Here is a 17998-nt window from a genome sequence, read left to right as displayed (position 1 = left end):
GTGCTCGCCCGGAGTTGAAGGGGGTCCCGATGCGCTAACAGACTCGGACATTCTTTGCGACTTGGCATGGCGCTCATTCTTTGAATCCTGATGTGTGACAGCTGAATCAGGATAGGACGGAACTGGCGCGCCCACCAGTGCCGAAAGTCATGCCCTGATTGCCAGGGTCGATCGGGATCAGGGTTTGGTGACCATCTTTGCCAGGGTTTGAAGCAAGGCCTGTGCGACGACGGGCTTGAACAAAACGGGCACACCGCTGTCGCGCACGCGCTGCAGCCGTTGTGGCGAGGTTTCTCCGGTGACCAGCAGGAAGGGCAGATCGGGATTGAACCGGGCCCTCAGGCGGTGGGCGGCTTCCAGGCCATCGGCGCCTTCGGCCAGACGGTAGTCGCAGATCAGGGCGGCGTAGGGCTGTGCATTCAGGGTCGCCTGGGTGAACGCCTCTTGCGCGGCCGCTTCGTGGGTCACCACCGTGAGCTGCACGCCGTGCGAGGTCAGCAAGGCGGCCATGGCGTCGCCGATGTCGGCCTCATCGTCCAGCAGAAGAATGGGCGATGGCAAGACCATGGCTGGCGACGGCTGGGCGGGCGCGCGGGGTTGTCCCCCCGACAAGGTCGAGGCCGAACCGGGGCTGGCTCCTGCGGCATGGCTCGCGCCGGTGACGGGTGCCTGAGGCTGTGCGAGAGGCAAGGTGAGCCGAAACCGGGTGCCCACATCGGGTCGCGAGGTCAGCTGCAGCGGGTGATGCAGCAAATGGGACAGTCGCCGCACGATGGAGAGGCCCATGCCAAGACCCTGGTTGCGGTCGCGCCCGGGGTTGTCGATCTGGTAGAACGCCTCAAAAATCTTTTCCTGGTTGTCGGCAGCGATGCCACGACCAGTGTCGATCACCTCGATCCAGACCGCATCCCGTTTGGCCCGCGCCAGCACCAGCACCCCACCTTGATCGGTGTATTTGATGGCGTTCTCCACCAGGTTGGCGAGCAGGCGTTGCAGCAGTTCCGGGTCGGTCAGTACCCACAGCTCGGTGGTGCGCATCCGCAGTTGCAGGCCCTTTTCTTCTGCGCGCGAGGCAAACAAATGGTTGATCGCCTGCAGCATGGGTTTCAGCGGTATCGCGCTCAGTTCGGGCCGCACCACACCGGCATCGAGCCGCGACATGTCCAGCATGGTGTCGAGCGAGTTGCCCATGACATGCACCGCCTGCATGAGCCGGTTCGCATGCGCTCCTGCGCTGTGGCCTTCCAGCTCCCGTTCCAGCACCGCGCCAAACAGGGCAATGGCGTGCAGGGGTTGGCGAAGATCGTGGCTGGCGGACGCAAAGAAGCGTGTCTTTTCATCGCTCAGGCGCTGGGTGACCGCCATCTGTTCGGCAATCTGTTCGGCCAGCGCTTCTTTCTCGAAGCGTGCGAGCAGCGAGTCGGTGAGCATCTTGTTGAGCGCATGGCCGATTTGAAAAGTGGCCAGCAAGTACACCGCAACAAAAAATGCCAAGACATAGTGTGTGTTGCTGCCGTGCCAGAGCAGCGCGCCGATCAATCCGATGTTCATGGGCAGCACGAAAGCGAGTACCGAGGGCCAGCGCGCGGCCACCGCCGGCAGGCCCGTGCTGCACAGGCCGACTATGACGAGCACGATCATCGACGTCAGGGACAGGTTGTCGACAGGCATCATCATCCAGGGCAGCGCGCCCCAGACGCATGAGTAGAAGAGCATCTCCTTCCAGTGCCGGTTCGCCCAGAAGGCACTGCGATCGGCCGCCCCGGGATCGCGGTGGTAGGCCGCCTGGCTCGGGTAGCGCAACACTTCAAGGAAGTGCAGGCCTACCCACCACAGCACCAATGGGTCGCGCAGCTGCCAGTAGAACAGGGTGCCCACCGTCCAGGCCAGCAGGGTGTCGGCGATGGTCGCGCTCTTGACCGTGGCAAAGAGCGAGGCCACCTGTTCGCGCAGCACACGCTGAGCGGTGGCGGCATCGACGACGCCCGTGGCAGCGACTTGTGTGGTCAACGCAATTGGCTGATGAGCTGGGCCCGCGAGCGCGCGCCCAACGTCAGCAGCAGGGTGGAGACGTGGTTTTTCACCGTGCCTTCGCTGAGCTTGGCATGGTCGGCAATCTGGCGGTTGGACCACCCGATCAGGATCCAGTCGAGCACCTGAGCCTGTCGCACCGTGAGCTGCACCCACTCGCCCGTGGTTGTGCGGACAGAGCGGCCCATCGCCAATGGAGCGCCACCCGTTGCCGAAGCGGTGGGAAAGGCTTGCTCCTGGGGACTGGGGTTCGGCGCTTTGTGCAGACTGGGCAGATCCATGCTGGCGATGTAGTGCACCACCTGATCCAGGTCGCCCGATTTGGTGAGGTAAGCGCGGGCGCCCATGGCCAGCGCGTCGCGCTGAAGGCCGGGGTCGCTGGAGCCCGAGAGCACGATCACATGGGCGTCTGGGTATTGGCTTTTGAAAGCACGCAAGCCCGACAGGCCGTGGGCATCGGGCAAATGCAGATCAAGCAACACCAGCTGGATGGCGGTCGCGTTTTTGCCAAACATGGCCAGTGCTTCTTGCAGGCTGTGGGCCTCAAAAACGGTCACTGCCTGTCCATTGCCCTGTGCATGGGATTGCACCAGTGTGCGAAGCCCCAGACGCAGCAGTTCGTGGTCATCGACCACCAGAATGCCTTTGGGCAAAGGCGCATCGTGACGGGGTTGCAGGTTGGTGTTCATGGTGCCAGCACATGGTAGGTGAGTTCGTTCACATCGGGTAGCTTCGCGTCGCCTTCTGCGCCCGTCACGATGCACCGTGTTGTTTGGCCGCTGAACGCGTCACGCCGAAAGGTGGGGTGGCGTGCGCAGTTGCTCCGGCGTGGTGAAGTAGGCCGCCGATGCGCCCATGCGCTCCTTGGCTTGCGCCAACTCATGCCGCGCCACACTGCGCAGATGGACTTCGTCGGGGCCGTCCATCAGATGCAGGGCGCGGCCCCAGGTCCAGAAGTAGGCCAGTGGTGTGTCGGGCGACAGGCCCATGGCGCCGAAGATCTGCATGGCTCGGTCCATCACCCGCGTTTGCAGACCGGCGGCCACCACCTTGATGGCGGCCACCTGCGCACGCACGGTAGCCACGCCGGTGCGTTCGGGATGGTCGAGCAACCAGGCGCAGCGCAGCACCAGCAGGCGCGCCTGATCGATCTCGATGCGCGACAGGGCGATCCATTCCTGTACGTTGGCGTAGTCCGACAGATGCCGGCCAAAGCTTTCGCGCTCCAGGGCGCGTTCGCTGGCCAGCTCCAAGGCCAGCTCGCACTGGCCGATGGTGCGCATGCAGTGGTGCACACGGCCCGGCCCCAGTCGGGCTTGTGCCATGGCAAAACCTTCACCCCAGCCGCCGAGCAGGTGGTCGACCGGCACGCGCACGTTTCGGAACACGATTTCGCAGTGGCCCTCGGGTGCGTGGTGGTGCACCACCGGGATGTTGCGCACCACCTCCACGCCGGGGGTGTCCAGGGGCAGCAGCAACATGCTGTGGTCGTGGTGTTTGTCGGGGGGGTTGTCGTGCCCGGTGGCGTTGCGTGCCATCACGATCAGCAGCTTGCAGTTCGGATGGGCCACGCCGGTGATGAACCACTTGCGGCCATTGAGCACCAAAGCGCCGTCATCCCGTTTGACGGTGGTCTGCAGGTTGGTCGGGTCGGACGAGGCCACGTCGGGTTCGGACATGGCGAAGGCCGAGCGGATCTCGCCGTTCAGCAAGGGCTCCAGCCACAACGTGCGCTGCGCTGGTGTGGCGAAGCGGTGCAGCAGCTCCGTGTTGCCGGTGTCGGGCGCGCTGCAGTTGAACACCTCGGATGCCCAGGGCAGGCGGCCCATGGTTTCGGCCAGCGGCGCGTAATCGAGATTGCTCAGCCGGGTGCCAGGCTCGTCATCGCGCAGGCCGGGCAGGAACAGGTTCCACAGGCCCTCTTCACGCGCCAGAGACTTGAGGTCTTCCAGAAATGGAGGCGGGTAGATGCCTTGCTGCACCGACTGGTGCCATGCCGCGTTGTGCGGCAGCACGTAGCGCGCCATGAAGTCCAGCAAACGGTGTTGCAAGGCCTGAGCCTGAGGGGTGTGGTCGAAGTCCATGCGGCCATTCTGGGCAAGGGACTCAACGCCGGTGGGCAACGCAGGAGACAGCAAGGGTAGAGACTGGGTGGACGTTGATCTGGGTCAATTGCGCGCCGGGGTATGCCTCTCTGCAGGGGGCTCTTGTGTGGCAGCGCAGCAGCCGGAAAGGGGTTCGAGTTGTATCGGCGGACAGGGCACCGTGCCGTAGGAGCAAAACACGCAGCAATCGCCGGGCTTGGGGTGCAAGAGCGCGTGGCAGGCCTCGCATTCATAAAACCATTGGCATGCGTCTGAGGGCATCACTTCCGATTTGGCATGGCCGCAGGTGGGGCAGGTCAGGGTGGACGCAAGAACGGCGGATGTCATCGGTCGGCGCTCCGGGGCGCCGAGGGAAATCCAGCTTCTCGGGTGGCGAGTGTCAGCGTGGAGAGGTCGACTTTGGCGTCGTCGAATACCACGGTGGTCTCGCGCCGTTCGAAGGCAGACGTCACTTTGATGACGCCCGGCACTTGCATCAATGCTTTCTTGACGGTGATCGGGCAGGTGGGGCAGCTCATGCCGGGGACAGACAGCGTGAGGGTTTGCGGGGCGGTCCAGGCGGGGCCAGCCAGCACCAGTGCGCTCCAGATCAGGGCAAGTCGTTTCATGGGCAGTCCTTTTCGGTGTGGCGCCAAGGTTTCTCAGTAAAACCAGGGGGCGATCAGCGGGAACCCCATGGCAGCGATGAGCAGCAACACAACCAGGCCGAACAACGTTTTGTAGATGCGCTGGCCCATGGGCGTTGCGCAGGCCTGGCCGGGCTCGCAGGCGGCTGCCGGGCGCCAGATCTGGCGGGCAGCAAAGCAGAGCGCGACCACGGCCGCGCCCAGAAAGATGGGTTGGTAAGGCTCCAGCGCTGTCAGGTGGGCAATCCAGGCGCCCGAGATGCCTGCCAGTATCAGGACCAGCGGTCCCAGGCAGCACGCGGAGGCGAACACCGCCGCCAGTGCGCCGGCGAACAGCGCTTGGCCGCCGCTCTTGGCGGGCGGCGTTGGGGTTGAAGTTGGCGGGTTCATGGCTTAACCTTAAACCCGTACCCACGTACGGAGTCAAGCACCATGAGTGAGCCCTTTGCCACACCACGCGCCGAGCTGACCATTGGCCGACTGGCGCAGGCCGCCGGCGTCAATGTGGAGACCATCCGGTTTTATCAGCGAAAGGGGCTGATGCCAGAGCCCCAACGGCCCACCGGCGGCATTCGGCGCTACGGCGAAGCCGAGGGTTCCCGCTTGCAGTTCATCAAGTCGGCACAACGCCTTGGTTTCAGCCTGGATGAGGTGGCCGAATTGCTGCAGCTCGATGATGGCGCCAGCTGTGCGCAGGCCCAGGCTCGGGCCGAGGCCAAGCTCGCCGACGTGCGAGGCCGCCTGGCCGATTTGCAACGCATGGAGGCGGCTTTGGCCGAATTGATTCAACGGTGTGGGGCCGCGCGGGGAACGGTGCGTTGCCCGCTGATCGCGGCGCTCAAGGGCGCTGCAGAACTGGGCTGAATGGTCCGGTGAACTGATATGCGAATCAAGGGCGGGTTTACAAGCCCAACGATTCAGCCAACTGGTCCATGCGCTGGCTCACCACCGGTGTCATGCGCATCACACGGCCCCATTCACGCTGGGTCTCCCCCGGCCATTTGTTGGTCGCGTCCATGCCCATCTTGCTGCCCAGGCCGCTCACCGGTGAGGCGAAATCGAGGTAGTCGATGGGGGTGTTCTCGATCATCATGCAGTCGCGCACCGGGTCCATGCGGGTGGTCATGGCCCAGATCACTTCTTTCCAGTCGCGCACGTCCACGTCTTCATCGACCACCAACACGAATTTGGTGTACATGAACTGGCGCAGGTGGCTCCACACGCCCATCATCACGCGCCGGGCATGGCCGGGGTAGGCCTTGCGTATCTGCACCACGGCCATGCGGTAGCTGCAGGCTTCGGGTGGCAAATGAAAATCGGTGATTTCGGGGAACTGGCGCTGCAGCAGCGGGATGAACAGCTCGTTCATCGCCAGCCCGAGCACGGCGGGTTCGTCGGGCGGTTTGCCGGTGTAGGTGGAGTGGTAAATGGCGTCGCGGCGCATCGTGATGCGCTCCACCGTGAACACCGGAAATTCGGCGCGTTCGTTGTAGTACCCGGTGTGGTCGCCGTAGGGGCCTTCCATGGCGTGGGCCCAGCCAGTGGCGTGGTGGGCGTCGGGGTGGATGTGGCCTTCGAGCACGATCTCGGCGCTGGCCGGCACCTTGAGCGGCACGCCGATGGCGGGGGTGACCTCGGTGCGAGCGCCGCGCAGCAGGCCGGCGAACTGGTATTCGCTCAGGCTGTCGGGCACTGGGGTCACCGCACCGAGGATGGTGGCCGGGTCGGCGCCCAGGGCAACGGCCACCGGGTAGGGCTGGCCGGGGTGCAGCTTGCAGTGATCGCGGAAATCGAGTGCGCCGCCGCGGTGCGCCAGCCAGCGCACGATGAGCTGGTTGCGCGAGAGCACTTGCTGGCGGTAGATGCCGAGGTTTTGTCGCGTCTTGTGCGGACCTTGCGTGATCACCAGGCCCCAGGTGATGAGTGGCGCCACATCGTCGGGCCAGCAATGCTGGATCGGCAGGCGCGCCAGATCCACATCGGCGCTTTCCCAGACCACGTCCTGGCAGGGTGCACTGGCGCGCTCTCTGGGCGTCATGTGCCACAGCGTTTTCAGCAGGCCGCTCAGGCCCACCATGTCTTTCAGGCCCCTGGGCGCTTCGGGCTCCTTGAGCGCGGCCAGCACCTCGCCAAAACGGCGCAGGTCGGCCAGCTTGTCCACGCCCATGGCGCGCGCCACCCGGCCGGTGGTACCGAACAGGTTGCCCAGCACGGGCAACCTGTGGCCGGGCACGTTTTCAAACAGCAGGGCCGGGCCTTCGGCGCGCAGCACGCGGTCGCACAGCGCTGTCATTTCCAGGTGCGGCGACACCGGTTCGCGCACGCGCTTCAGATCGCCGGTGCTTTCCAGCAACGCCATGAAGTCGCGCAGGTCTTTGTAAATCATGGGGCTCAGACCGTTTCGGCGGCCGGGTGCAAACCCGCCCAGCGGCTGCTCAAGGTGTGTGGCACATCGAGCAGGTCGAGCACGCGCGCCACGCTGGCGTTGACGATGTCGTCCACGGTTTCAGGCTTCAGGTAGAAAGCCGGTATGGGCGGGCAGACGATGGCGCCCATCTCGGTCACGCTGACCATGTTGCGCAGGTGACCCAGGTGCAGCGGTGTTTCGCGGGCCATGAGCACGAGGCGGCGCCGTTCTTTCAGCATCACGTCGGCGGCGCGGGTGATGAGGTTGTCGGACAGGCCATGGGCGATGGCCGCGAGTGTGCGCATGGAACAGGGCGCCACCACCATGGCCTGGCAGCGAAACGAGCCACTGGCCGGGCCCGCGCCGATGTGGGCGGCGTCGTGCAGCGTGTGCACCAAGGGGTTCAGGGCCTCAGGGCCGATACCGAGTTCGTGGCGCAGCGTGAGCCAGCCCGCATCCGACACCACGAGGTGGGTTTCGATACCGGGCGCGCTGCCCAGGGCTTGCAGCAGGCGCAGGCCGTACACCGCGCCGCTGGCGCCGGTGATGGCGACCAGCACCCGGCGATCCGCCGCCACCCGGTCGATGGGGACGCCGGGTTCACGCATGGACGGGCGGCTGTCGGGGTGTGGGGGTGGTGCTGCGCAGGGGATGCTCGCGCAGGTCGGTGCTCACCTGTTCCAGCACGGCCGCAGCCTGCACGGGGTCGAAGTCTTCATGCTGGCGCTTGCGCACGCCGTGGGTGTGCAACTGGTGGTAGCGGTCGGGCTGGAGGCCGTGGCGGGCCAGGCAGCTTTTCACACAGGCCAGCGGGCAACCGTCGAGCGCGACGATGGGGCGGCCGGATTTTGCGATCTTCACGAGGCGGGGTACGTCGCCGCCTACGCCAGCGATGCACGACATTTCGGCCAGGCCGCGCCGGTCCAGTTGCAGGGCCACGTGGTTGGCGAGCTGGGCGGCGCTGGAACAGCCCGAACAGGCGTAGACCAGCGGGGAGGTGTCAGTGGTTTTCATGAAGAGGAGCCTTGCTGCGGTGCCGTGGGCCTTTGAAGCGCGCCAGCACGGCCGAGGGTTTCCAGGCCGCCAGATCGAGCACGGGGAGCTCCATGGCGTCGAGTGCGTTTTTCACCACCAGACCCAGCTCGGTGTCGCCCTGCATGGACAGGCGGCGGTTGAAGAACAGGGTGTCGGGGTCGTCCAGGCGTCGGGCCAGCCGCACAAAGTCGTGGGCATTGGCGCTCAGCGTGAGGTCGGGCCCGGTGCCGGGCGACACCGGGCGGAACATGCCGGCGCGCCAGACAAAATCGAAGTTCAGACGGGCGTCGCGCACCTCGATGCGAAAGCGCTTGCCTTGCAAAAGCTGGGTGACATCGCCGGGCAACTGGCGGGCCAGCACCAGGTTCAAGGCGGTCACCAGCAGCATGGAGCCCGGGTAGGCGGGCAGGCGGGCGAGTGCGGCGCCAAGGGGGGCGGGCACGGTGGGGTGTGCGGTGTGAGGCGTCATGTGGGGGTCCAGGTCGGCGTGAAGGGTTCAGGCCACGTACAGCAGCAGGGTCAAAAAATGGCAGGTGCTGCCGCCCAGCACAAACAGGTGCCACACGCCGTGGCCGTGGCGCAGCTTGTGGTCGGTGGCGTAGAAGGCGATGCCCAGCGTGTAGCAGGCGCCGCCGGCGGCCAGCCAGGCGAATCCGGCGGGCGTGAGCGCCTGCCACAGCGGCACCACCGCCACCATGGCCAGCCACCCCATCAGCAGGTAAATCACCATCGACCACACCCGCGCGCCGCGGGCCAGCCAGATTTCCTGCGCCATGCCGAGCAGGGCCAGGCTCCAGACAATACCGAGCAGTGTCCACCCCCAGGGCCCGCGCAGGGAGATCAGTGCAAAGGGCGTGTAGCTGCCGGCGATCAGCAGGTAGATGCTGCAGTGGTCGATTTTCTGGAACACCGCCTTGGCCCGCCCGCGCAGCGCGTGGTAGAGCGTGGAAGCGAGGTAGAGCAGCACCAAGGCCACGCCATAGACGCTGAAGCCAACGATCTTCCAGGGGTCTGCCAGCAGCGCAGCCAGGGTGATGAGCACCGTGGCGCCGATCAGCGCCAGCACCGCGCCCACGCCGTGGCTGATGCTGTTGAAACGTTCGCCGACCAGCATGGTGAGGGGCTCCTCGGTCAGACGGTTGCCGGCGCAGGAGCTGGTGCAGCGCTTGGCGCCACGCGGTCCAGCCCGGGTTGACCGTGCCAGTAGCCGTTGCAGTCTTCGGCCGGCAACAAGGGCAGCAGCGCCTCGCGCGCCTGCGCGCCGCTCAGTGTCTGCCGCCGCACGGCATCAAAGAGGCCGATCACTTCGGTGGTGTGTTGCGATTGCGGGCTGATGCGCGCCACGTCCACCCCCAGCGCCGCCATGTCGCTCCAGGCGTCGATCAGGCTGTGCACCTTGGCCGACTGGGTCTGGATCCCGTTGAGCACCAGAAACTCGGCATCTTCCCGGGTCTTGAGCATCAGCCCGTCGGGGTGTTCGATGCAGCGGAACTGGCAATCGTCCTTGGGCAGATTGCAGTGGCGCGCGGTGAAGCAACGGGCTGAAAAAGCCAAGGGCAGCCGGCCATGGGCGAACACCTCGGTCTGCAGTCCGTCCGGCCGCGTTGCCTGCATCAGCGCCAGGTCCGACCTGGGCATCTCCAGCGGTGCCACCCAGCGGGTCGCGCCCATGCCGTGCATCCAAAGCAGCGTCGGCTGGTTGTAGAGGTTGAGGTGTGGCCCGGCGACAAAGCTGCGCGAGTGGTTGTGCAAACTCTGCACCGCCCCCATGTCGTTGGCTTCAACGCCGAGGTCGGTCTGGGCCGTGATCTTGTGCATGGCACCCACGTCGGCGCCCGATTCCAGCAGCACCATGGTGGACAGCACCACCTCCTTGCCGGCATCGCGCAACAGCGTGGCAATGTCGAGCCAGTCGGCCAGGCGCAGTTCGTGCCGGCGCGAACAGGTCACCTCACCGAGGTAGACGATGTCCACCGGCGTGGCCGCCATGGCCTCGTAAAAATCGAAGGTCGTCAGACGCGGCCAGTAGTACTGCAGGGGGCCGAGAGAGAGTTTCATGTCAGTCATCCATCAAATGGCTCGAATGCCAAATTGCGATCCGGAGCACGCGCCCCAACCCAGCACACGCCATGGAACCGGCTTTGCCGGGCCACAGGTGTGGTCCCCCTGGGGGGAAGTCGCGAAGCGGCGCAGGAGGGGCGCCCACGAGCCGCCGGAGCGCGTGCCCCAACCCAGCACACACCGCAGAACCGGCTTTGCCGGGCTGCTGGTGTGGTCCCCACTCCGGGGGGAAGCCGCGAAGCGGCGCAGGGGGGGCTCAAAAGCCTTTCCGGAGCGCGTGTCCGAACCCAGGGCACCCGTGGAACTGGCTTTGCCAGGCCACAGGGTGCGTCCCCCCTCCGGGGGGAAGCCGCGAAGCGGCGCAGGGGGGATCTCAAAAGCACTTCCGGAGCGCGTGTCCGAACCCAGGGCACCCGTGGAACTGGCTTTGCCAGGCCACAGGGTGCATCCCCCCTCCGGGGGGAAGCCGCGAAGCGGCGCAGGGGGGGCTCAAAAGCCTTTCCGGAGCGCGTGCCCCAACCCAGCACACACCGCAGAACCGGCTTTGCCGGGCTGCTGGTGTGGTCCCCCCTCCGGGGGGAAGCCGCGAAGCGGCGCAGGGGGGAGCTCATTTCCACGGCCGGTGGTAAGCGCCCAGCGTGTGCTGCTGGCCTTCGGCCACCTGGTCGAGCGCCGAGGTCCAGGCGCCCTTGGGGGCGTAATGCTGCGGCTGGGCCAGGCAGTGGTCGATGGCTTCGCGCCAGACCTGGGTCACCTGGGCCACATAGGCCGGGCTGCGCTGGCGGCCTTCGATCTTGATGGCGCGCACGCCGAACGCCAGCAACTGCGGCAGCAGCGACAAGGTGTTGAGGCTGGTGGGCTCTTCGATGGCGTAGTAGCTGTGGGCGTCTTCGACATCGAAGCGGCCTTTGCACAGCGTGGGGTAACCGGCGCTTTCGCCCGCGGCGTAGCGGTCGATCAAGACGCCGTTGAGCCGTGACTCCAGTCCTTTTGGGGTTTCTTGCCAGCGCACGGCCTTGGGCGGTGAGCACACGCCGTGGGTGTTGGGCGATTCGCCGGTGACGTAGGACGAGAGCGCACAACGGCCTTCGACCATCACACACAGGCTGCCGAAGCCGAACACCTCGATTTCGACCGGCGTCTTCTGGATCACCTGGCGCACCTGGTCGAGCGAGAGCACGCGCGGCAGCACGGCGCGCGAAATGCCGAATTGCTGGTGGTACAGGTTGATCGCGTCGAAGTTGGTGGCCGAGCCCTGCACCGAGAGGTGCAGGCGCAGCTGCGGATGGCGCTTGCACGCATAGGCCATCAGGCCGGGGTCGGCCAGGATGATGGCGTCCACGCCCATGTGGGCAGCTTTGTCCACCGCATGCTGCCAGCGCTCGGGCTGGGCTGCCTGCGGGTACGTGTTCAACGCCATGTAGACCTGGCAGCCGCGGGCGTGGGCGTAAGCCACACCACTGGCGATCGCCGCATCATCAAAGTTCAGGCCTGCGAAGTTGCGTGCGTTGGTGGCATCGCGCAAGCCGAGGTAGACGCAGTTGGCGCCGTTGTCCACCGCGGCTTTGAGCGCAGGCAGGCTGCCGGCCGGGCAGACGAGATCAAGGGTGGAAGGTGGGGTGCGGTCGGAGGCCATGGAGCTTGCGTGCGTCGGGGAAGGTGTGACCTGGCGGCGCCAGACCGGCGGGAAGTTACCAGCGGCGCGCCGGGCGGAGGTTGACCCATGTCAACCCGCCCATGGCTTGATCTGGCTCAATCCGATGAGCCTCGGGCCTTGTTTCTCATGCGCAGCCACAGCCCGATCCGCAGCCTTTTTGTACTTCGAACTGGGGGAACAACAGGTTGTTTTCCGTGTGGATGTGCTGGATCAGGTCGTCGGAGAGCTGGGCGATGCCGGCGTACAGCGCGCGCCAGGTGTTGCAGGCACCGGGGGGAGGGTTGGCATCGTTGGTCAGGGCCATGAGGCGATCGAGTTGTTCGCCATGGCCGGTGTGTTCATCGCGCATGACCTGGATCGGCACGCCGACGCCACTGCGAACGCCCTCGCGCAACGCGGGAAACAGCACCGATTCTTCTTTGTCCATGTGGTCCAGCAACTCGGCTTCCATGGCTTCGAGATGGGCAGCCAGACCGTGGGGCACGTTGGGGTTGTCGCGGTGCACCGCTTCAACCCGGCGCGCCATGCGGATCAGCTCGGGCAGCTGTTCGCGGTGCACGGCGTGGAAACGCTCCAGGATGTGGTCGATCATGGCGCTGGGTGACTGCGGCGCTTCCTGGGTGGCGGGACGGTCCAGGCGGGCCAGTTCTGCCAGAACGGCCGCGGTGTCCAGTTGCTTTTGTTCGCAAGCCTGGCTCAGCGGTATCTGGCCTCCACAGCAGAAATCGAGCTTAAGGCGGCGGAAGATGGCGGTGGCGCCGGGCAGCTCCACGGCGATCTGGCCAATGGCCTGCTGGGCGCGCTCGGTGATCGCAGGGTTGGGCAGCGTGGCGGTGTGGCTCATGGGAATCCTTTAAAGATGCATATGGAATGAATGTATTAAAAGATAAAATGCAGGCGAAGGGTATATTTCCTTGGAACTAGGCGGGGCATTCAAAAGAACGAGGCCCGCCCAACCTGAAAGACCGGCATGCGATTGACGAACTGGAGCGACTACAGCCTGCGCGTGCTGATGTTCTGCGCGGCCTGCGCAGAGCGCGAGCAACCGGCCACCATCAGTGAAATCGCCGAGGCCCATGGCATCTCCCGCAGCCACCTCACCAAAATAGTGATGACACTTTCAGGCCTGGGTCTGCTGGAGACCACGCGCGGGCGCGGCGGTGGTTTGCGCTTGCTCAAGCCAGCCAAAGACATCGTCCTGGGCACCGTGATCCGCCAGACCGAAACCGACTTCACGTTGGTGGAATGTTTCGACAACGAGCACAACACCTGTTTGCTCAACGGCCATTGCCGACTGAAGGGCGCTTTCAAGCAGGCCATGGATGCCTATCTCACGGTGCTGGACGGGGTGACGCTGGCCGATCTGGTTCAGCCCATGCCCACGCCATCGAGCGCCAGGGGCGCGCGCCGTATCGCCCTGATTCCCGGCATGCCTGCTGCAGCGCGTTGAAGGGAGTGCCCTCAGCGGGGGATCAGGAAGGTGGAATTCAGCGACTTGCCTGTGGTGTTCGGCGCACCTTCCGGTGACACGACCAGCTGGATGGGCAAGGTTTGCCCCTGTAGCGGCTGGGCCTGCATGGCGGGCAACACCAGGCGTACCGGTATCTTGCCGTCGCTGGTCGCGGCCACGGTCAGCTCTGCGGGTGTGTCCAGTCGCAGGCCATCAAGGCCTTCAACGGTGATTGTGTAGCGGTGGGCTTGCTCATCGCTGTTGGTGATGTGCAGGGTATAGGTGTTTTCGATGTTGCCCGGCCCGGTCATGCGTGCCAGTGAGCCCCGATCGCGACTGAGGTCGGCCCGAAAATCGGCCCGATGGGACAGGCTCCATATGAAGCCGCCGCCCAGTACCAGCAGCAACGCACCATAGATCAGCACGCGGGGGCGCCACACCCGCTTCACCATTTGCACCGCCGACCAGCCCTTCTCCATCGCATTGCCCGACGAATAACGGATCAGTCCGGGTTCGTAGCCCATCTTGTCCATCACGTCGTCACACACGTCGATGCAGGCCGCGCAGGCGATGCATTCGTTTTGCAGGCCGTCGCGGATGTCGATGCCGGTCGGGCAGACCTGCACGCAGAGTGTGCAGTCGATGCAGTCGCCCAGGCCCAGCGCCTTCGGATCGGCTTTGCGTGAGCGCGCGCCCCGCCCTTCGCCGCGCTTGGCGTCGTAGGCGATGACCAGCGAGTCCATGTCGATCAAAGCACTCTGGAACCGCGCGTAGGGGCACATGTATTTGCACACCTGTTCGCGCAGAAAGCCTGCGTTGCCATAGGTGGCGAAACCGTAGAAAAAGATCCAGAAGGTGGCCGAGGGTTCGACTTTCAGTGCCAGCACCTGTGTGGCCAGGGATTGAATGGGCACGAAATAGCCGACAAAAGTGAAGCCGGTGAAAAGCCCGATGGCCAGCCAGGCGGCTTGCTTCCCGCCTTTGCGCAGGAACTTGTTGATACCCCAGGGCCGGGCATCGAGGCGGATGCGCGCACTGCGGTCGCCTTCAAGGCGGCGCTCGACCCACAGGAAAATCTCGGTGTAAACCGTTTGTGGGCAGGTGTAGCCACACCACAGCCGCCCGGCCACGGCGGTGAAAAAGAACAGCGCCAGGGCCGACAGCACCAGAAGCGCCGCGAGATAGATGAAGTCTTGCGGTTGCAGCACGAGGCCGAAGATGTAGAACTGGCGCGTATCCAGGTTGAACAGCAGTGCTTGCCGACCGTTCCAGGTCAGCCAGGGCAGGCCGTAAAACACCATCTGTGTGAGCCAGACCATGACCCAGCGCCAACGGGCGAACAGGCCTGTGACGGCCCGTGGGTAGATTTTTTCCTGCTTCTGGTACAGCGTGAGAAAGACCGGCTGTTCGACAGGATCGGGGGTGTTCGACATAAGGCTTCAGGGGGAGGCAGGTTGGGTGGGTTGTGGCAGTTCAAGTGGACCGGCATCGGGCGGCACGCCCTTCGCGCCGAGCCGCTCGCGGGTCGGGCAGGTGGGCCTTGTCGGCGACCTGGCTCCAGGCGTCGGCATCGTCGGGCGCGGGTTGGCGGCGGCTGATCATGGGCCAGTGTGCGCTGTGATCGGCATTGATGGAAATGTACTTGCGCTGATCGTTGGGCAAATCGTCTTCATGAAAAATGGCCACGACAGGGCATTCGGGAATGCACACTGCGCAATCAATGCAATCGTCGGGCGAAATCACCAGCAGGTTGCCCCCGGCGCGGACGGCATCGGTGGGGCAGACGTCCACGCAATCGGTGTACTTGCAGCGAATGCAGGATTCGTTGACGACGTGGGACATGCACAGGACTTGATCGGGCTTTGAAGGTTCATATTAAATGAATCTAAAAGCCCTTGAAAATCACCGACCATTTTCGCGTCCGGACGGCACGATGTCCGGGGGGGCAAAAAACCACTACCCTATCGCCATGTTGGCGACCGCCTCCCTTTCCACCAAACTCATGCGCATCGGCGCGGCTTTGCTGCTGCTCGCCCTGGCGTCCATCGGGCTCACGCTGTGGGTCACCTGGCAGCTGGAAGGCGGTGCCGCGGCGGTCAATGAGGCTGGGCGCATGCGCATGCAAACCTGGCGACTGGCCAGTGCGGTGCAGGCCTTGTCGCCGCCGGATCAGATCACCGCCCTGGTGACCGAGTTTGACCAGAGCCTGGCGGTGCTGCGCAAGGGCGATCCTGCGCGGCCCCTGTTTGTACCCTGGGATGTGAATTCGCGGCGGGAATTCACCGTGATCGAAAACCTCTGGCGCGCCGAGCGCGGCGACTGGCTGCAGCGGGGGCGGCTGGACCCGGTGGAAACACAACGCGTGGCAGGTGAGTTTGTGGCCGCCACCAACCGCTTCGTCCTGACCATTGAACAGCAGCTCTCGGGTTACACGGCCATCCTGAACCTGTTTCAAATGGTGATGATGGCGCTGGCCATTCTGGGCGCCGTGGTCATGCTCTACACCGGCTACATGTATGTGATCAACCCGCTGGGGCAACTCAAACGGGGTCTGGAGCGCATTGAAGCGGCTGACTTTGGCACGCGGGTGGAGGTGGACTCGCACGACGAATTCGGGCAGGTGGCCGCCGGCTTCAACCGAATGGCCTCAACCTTGCAATCCCTCTACACCGGGCTGGAAGCCAAGGTGCACAGCAAGACCCAGCGCATCGAGGCTCAGCGTTCCCGGCTGGAAGCGCTGTACGAAGTGAGCGCTTTTCTGGCCAGGGCCACGTCCATCGAAGAATTGTCCAAAGGCTTCTCAAGCCGGGTGCGGGTGGTGATGAAGGCCGACGCGGTGGCGGTGCGCTGGTCGGACGATGCGAACCAGCGCTACCTGATGCTCGCCACCGATTGTTTCCCGACCGAAATGCAGGATGACGAGCGCAGCCTGATCGCGGGGGCTTGCGCCTGCGGCAACCTGAAGGCCGACGCGCGCACGCGGGTGATCCCCATCATGAACGTGGAGGCCGCCCCCATGCAGCGGTGCGCCAGAGCTGGCTACGAAAGCCTGGTGAGCGTTCCGGTTCGACTGCAGGACCGCCTGATCGGAGAGGTCGACCTGTTCTTTCGCAGCGAGGTTTTGCTCAACGCCGATGAGGTGGAGCTGCTTGACGCCCTGGCCAGCCATCTGGCGAGCTCTCTGGAGGGGCTGCGCGCGGCTGCGCTGGAGCGCGAGGCGGCGGTGGGTGAAGAGCGCTCGCTGCTCGCGCGCGAACTGCACGATTCGATTGCCCAGTCCCTCGCTTTCCTGAAGATCCAGGCGCAGTTGCTGCGCAGCGCGGTGAGCAAGGGTCAGCAGGACAAGGTGATGACCACACTGGATGAGCTGGACGAAGGCCTGCGCGAGAGCATCGGTGACGTGCGCGAGTTGCTGGTGCACTTTCGCACCCGAACCAACGCCGAAGACATCGAAGCTGCGCTGAGCGAAACCCTGCAGAAATTCAAGCACCAGACCGGTTTGGCCACCCGACTTGACGTGTTGGGAGAGGGTTTGCCCTTGCCGGCAGATGTGCAGGTGCAGGTGTTGCATGTGCTGCAGGAGGCGCTGTCCAACGTGCGCAAACACGCTCAAGCCACACGGGTGGTGCTGACCGTGAACAAAGGAGAAACCTGGCGTTTCACACTGCGCGACGATGGCCAGGGCTTTGACGCCACCACTGTCATAGACGAAACCCATGTTGGGCGCAAAATCATGCGTGAGCGGGCTGAGCGCGTTGGTGCCCATGTGGGCCTGACCACCGCGCCCGGCCAGGGCACCACCCTGACCCTGACGCTGCCCCCCCACCCGGTGGCCGCTCTGAAAGCGCCCGGCAACGCCACCAACCCGACCCTTGCTCTGCACCCATGAACGACGCTGCGCCACTGCCCCGTATCCAGATCTTGCTGGTGGATGACCACAACCTGTTTCGCCGCGGCTTGCGAGCGCTGCTGGAGCAGGACGAACGATTTGAAGTGTGTGGCGAAGCGGGCGATGTGGGTGAAGCGCTGCGCCGCCTGGCGTTGTGTCAGCCGGACCTGATCCTGCTCGACAACCATTTGCCTGGCGTGCACGGGGTGGACGCCATTCCTTCGCTCAAGGAAGCGGCCGCGCAGGCGCGCATCCTGATGCTCACCGTGAGCGAGAACGAAAACGACCTTTCCAGGGCCCTGCAGGCTGGAGCCGATGGCTACCTGCTCAAAACCGTGGAGTCGGAGCAGCTGTGCGACGCCATCATCAAGGTGCTCGATGGTGAATCCGTCATCAGCCCCGAGATGATGACCAAGCTGGTTTCGGTCTTTCGAACCCGCCCGGCCCAGGCGGCGTCGGTCCCTCAGGCGATGGCACCCGAGGCGGCGCCTTGTACCGCAATGCTGGCTTCGCTTTCGCCCCGCGAACGTGAAATTCTCCTGCTGATCGCGAACGGCGACAGCAACAAGCTGATTGCCCGCGCGCTCAACATCGCCGAGACCACGGTGAAGATCCATGTGCAGCACATCTTGCGCAAACTGGGGCTGAGCTCTCGGGTGCAGGCGGCGGTATACGCCACTTCACAGGGCATGACTTGATCTAGATCAAGTCGGTCGCCCATAGGTGGCCGGATAGTT

20 protein-coding genes are annotated in these 17998 nt (G+C 64.8%); 4 read left to right on the top strand and 16 right to left on the bottom strand.

The genetic code is table 11. The annotated features are described in order from the left end of the window. Nucleotides 1-177: 177 nt before the first annotated feature. The 6 genes from LPB072_RS22115 to merT all read right to left on the bottom strand — a co-directional run bounded on the left by LPB072_RS22115 (nucleotide 178) and on the right by merT (nucleotide 5152). Nucleotides 178-2010, bottom strand: coding sequence for an ATP-binding response regulator (locus tag LPB072_RS22115; protein WP_066096179.1), 1833 nt, complete (start codon nucleotides 2008-2010; stop codon nucleotides 178-180). Beyond that, nucleotides 2007-2720, bottom strand: a complete 714-nt coding sequence (locus LPB072_RS22110) for a response regulator transcription factor (protein ID WP_066096176.1) — start codon at nucleotides 2718-2720, stop codon at nucleotides 2007-2009. The genes LPB072_RS22115 and LPB072_RS22110 overlap by 4 nt, the downstream gene beginning before the upstream one ends. A 99-nt stretch (nucleotides 2721-2819) precedes the next feature. Then, nucleotides 2820-4115 (bottom strand): acyl-CoA dehydrogenase family protein, encoded by a 1296-nt coding sequence (locus LPB072_RS22105; protein ID WP_066096289.1) that lies wholly within the window; start codon nucleotides 4113-4115, stop codon nucleotides 2820-2822. Nucleotides 4116-4199: 84 nt separating this feature from the next. Next, entirely contained in the window at nucleotides 4200-4463 is a 264-nt protein-coding gene (locus LPB072_RS24010) for a GDCCVxC domain-containing (seleno)protein (protein WP_082877168.1), read from the bottom strand. Then, nucleotides 4460-4744: a mercury resistance system periplasmic binding protein MerP gene (gene merP, locus LPB072_RS22100; protein ID WP_066096173.1), complete on the bottom strand. Its 285-nt coding sequence runs from the start codon at nucleotides 4742-4744 to the stop codon at nucleotides 4460-4462. The genes LPB072_RS24010 and merP overlap by 4 nt, the downstream gene beginning before the upstream one ends. Before the next feature lie 33 nt (nucleotides 4745-4777). Next, a complete protein-coding gene (gene merT / locus LPB072_RS22095) occupies nucleotides 4778-5152 on the bottom strand; it encodes a mercuric ion transporter MerT (RefSeq protein WP_066096169.1) in 375 nt (124 codons plus the stop codon). A 42-nt stretch (nucleotides 5153-5194) separates the two neighbouring features. Between merT and merR the strand changes: the two genes are divergently transcribed. Beyond that, entirely contained in the window at nucleotides 5195-5626 is a 432-nt protein-coding gene (merR, locus tag LPB072_RS22090; RefSeq protein ID WP_066096167.1) for an Hg(II)-responsive transcriptional regulator, read from the top strand. 37 nt (nucleotides 5627-5663) lie between these two features. Here the strand turns inward: merR and ubiD are convergent, their stop codons facing one another. From ubiD to ytfE, 8 genes are all read right to left on the bottom strand, one after another. Continuing rightward, the gene (gene ubiD / locus LPB072_RS22085; RefSeq protein WP_066096164.1) at nucleotides 5664-7148 is read right to left on the bottom strand and encodes a 4-hydroxy-3-polyprenylbenzoate decarboxylase; all 1485 of its coding nucleotides are present in this window, start codon (nucleotides 7146-7148) and stop codon (nucleotides 5664-5666) included. A 5-nt stretch (nucleotides 7149-7153) separates the two neighbouring features. After that, on the bottom strand, nucleotides 7154-7777 hold the full coding sequence (locus tag LPB072_RS22080; RefSeq protein ID WP_066096162.1) for a UbiX family flavin prenyltransferase: 624 nt from the start codon (nucleotides 7775-7777) through the stop codon (nucleotides 7154-7156). After that, complete coding sequence (locus LPB072_RS22075) at nucleotides 7770-8183, bottom strand: putative zinc-binding protein (RefSeq protein ID WP_066096158.1); 414 nt, start codon at nucleotides 8181-8183, stop codon at nucleotides 7770-7772. Before LPB072_RS22075 ends, LPB072_RS22080 begins: the two co-directional genes overlap by 8 nt. Beyond that, nucleotides 8170-8673: a ubiquinone anaerobic biosynthesis accessory factor UbiT gene (ubiT, locus tag LPB072_RS22070; RefSeq protein WP_066096155.1), complete on the bottom strand. Its 504-nt coding sequence runs from the start codon at nucleotides 8671-8673 to the stop codon at nucleotides 8170-8172. Before ubiT ends, LPB072_RS22075 begins: the two co-directional genes overlap by 14 nt. A gap of 27 nt (nucleotides 8674-8700) precedes the next feature. Next, nucleotides 8701-9318 (bottom strand): PAQR family membrane homeostasis protein TrhA, encoded by a 618-nt coding sequence (gene trhA / locus LPB072_RS22065; RefSeq protein ID WP_066096151.1) that lies wholly within the window; start codon nucleotides 9316-9318, stop codon nucleotides 8701-8703. Between the two features lie 17 nt (nucleotides 9319-9335). Continuing rightward, nucleotides 9336-10262, bottom strand: coding sequence for a U32 family peptidase (locus LPB072_RS22060; protein WP_066096148.1), 927 nt, complete (start codon nucleotides 10260-10262; stop codon nucleotides 9336-9338). Between the two features lie 610 nt (nucleotides 10263-10872). Then, on the bottom strand, nucleotides 10873-11901 hold the full coding sequence (gene ubiU, locus LPB072_RS22055) for a ubiquinone anaerobic biosynthesis protein UbiU (RefSeq protein WP_066096145.1): 1029 nt from the start codon (nucleotides 11899-11901) through the stop codon (nucleotides 10873-10875). A gap of 145 nt (nucleotides 11902-12046) precedes the next feature. Beyond that, on the bottom strand, nucleotides 12047-12766 hold the full coding sequence (gene ytfE, locus LPB072_RS22050; protein ID WP_066096142.1) for an iron-sulfur cluster repair protein YtfE: 720 nt from the start codon (nucleotides 12764-12766) through the stop codon (nucleotides 12047-12049). A gap of 126 nt (nucleotides 12767-12892) precedes the next feature. Here ytfE and LPB072_RS22045 point away from each other — a divergent pair, with 126 nt between their 5' ends. Beyond that, nucleotides 12893-13372 carry an RrF2 family transcriptional regulator gene (locus LPB072_RS22045; RefSeq protein WP_066096139.1) on the top strand — a complete coding sequence of 160 codons (480 nt, stop codon included), beginning with the start codon at nucleotides 12893-12895 and terminating at the stop codon, nucleotides 13370-13372. An 11-nt stretch (nucleotides 13373-13383) separates the two neighbouring features. Here the strand turns inward: LPB072_RS22045 and ccoG are convergent, their stop codons facing one another. Then, entirely contained in the window at nucleotides 13384-14805 is a 1422-nt protein-coding gene (ccoG, locus tag LPB072_RS22040; RefSeq protein ID WP_066096136.1) for a cytochrome c oxidase accessory protein CcoG, read from the bottom strand. A 40-nt stretch (nucleotides 14806-14845) separates the two neighbouring features. Then, the gene (gene fdxA, locus LPB072_RS22035) at nucleotides 14846-15214 is read right to left on the bottom strand and encodes a ferredoxin FdxA (protein WP_066096132.1); all 369 of its coding nucleotides are present in this window, start codon (nucleotides 15212-15214) and stop codon (nucleotides 14846-14848) included. Between the two features lie 127 nt (nucleotides 15215-15341). Here fdxA and LPB072_RS22030 point away from each other — a divergent pair, with 127 nt between their 5' ends. After that, nucleotides 15342-17261, top strand: coding sequence for a type IV pili methyl-accepting chemotaxis transducer N-terminal domain-containing protein (locus tag LPB072_RS22030; protein WP_066096287.1), 1920 nt, complete (start codon nucleotides 15342-15344; stop codon nucleotides 17259-17261). Further along, entirely contained in the window at nucleotides 17258-17959 is a 702-nt protein-coding gene (locus LPB072_RS22025; RefSeq protein WP_066096129.1) for a response regulator, read from the top strand. The genes LPB072_RS22030 and LPB072_RS22025 overlap by 4 nt, the downstream gene beginning before the upstream one ends. Nucleotides 17960-17998 lie beyond the last annotated feature (39 nt).

Source organism: Hydrogenophaga crassostreae (genome assembly GCF_001761385.1).
GTDB classification, from domain to species: Bacteria; Pseudomonadota; Gammaproteobacteria; order Burkholderiales; family Burkholderiaceae_C; genus Hydrogenophaga; species Hydrogenophaga crassostreae.
The sequence above is the reverse complement of the archived record's forward strand: the minus strand, read 5'-3'. Positions and strand labels throughout refer to the sequence as shown.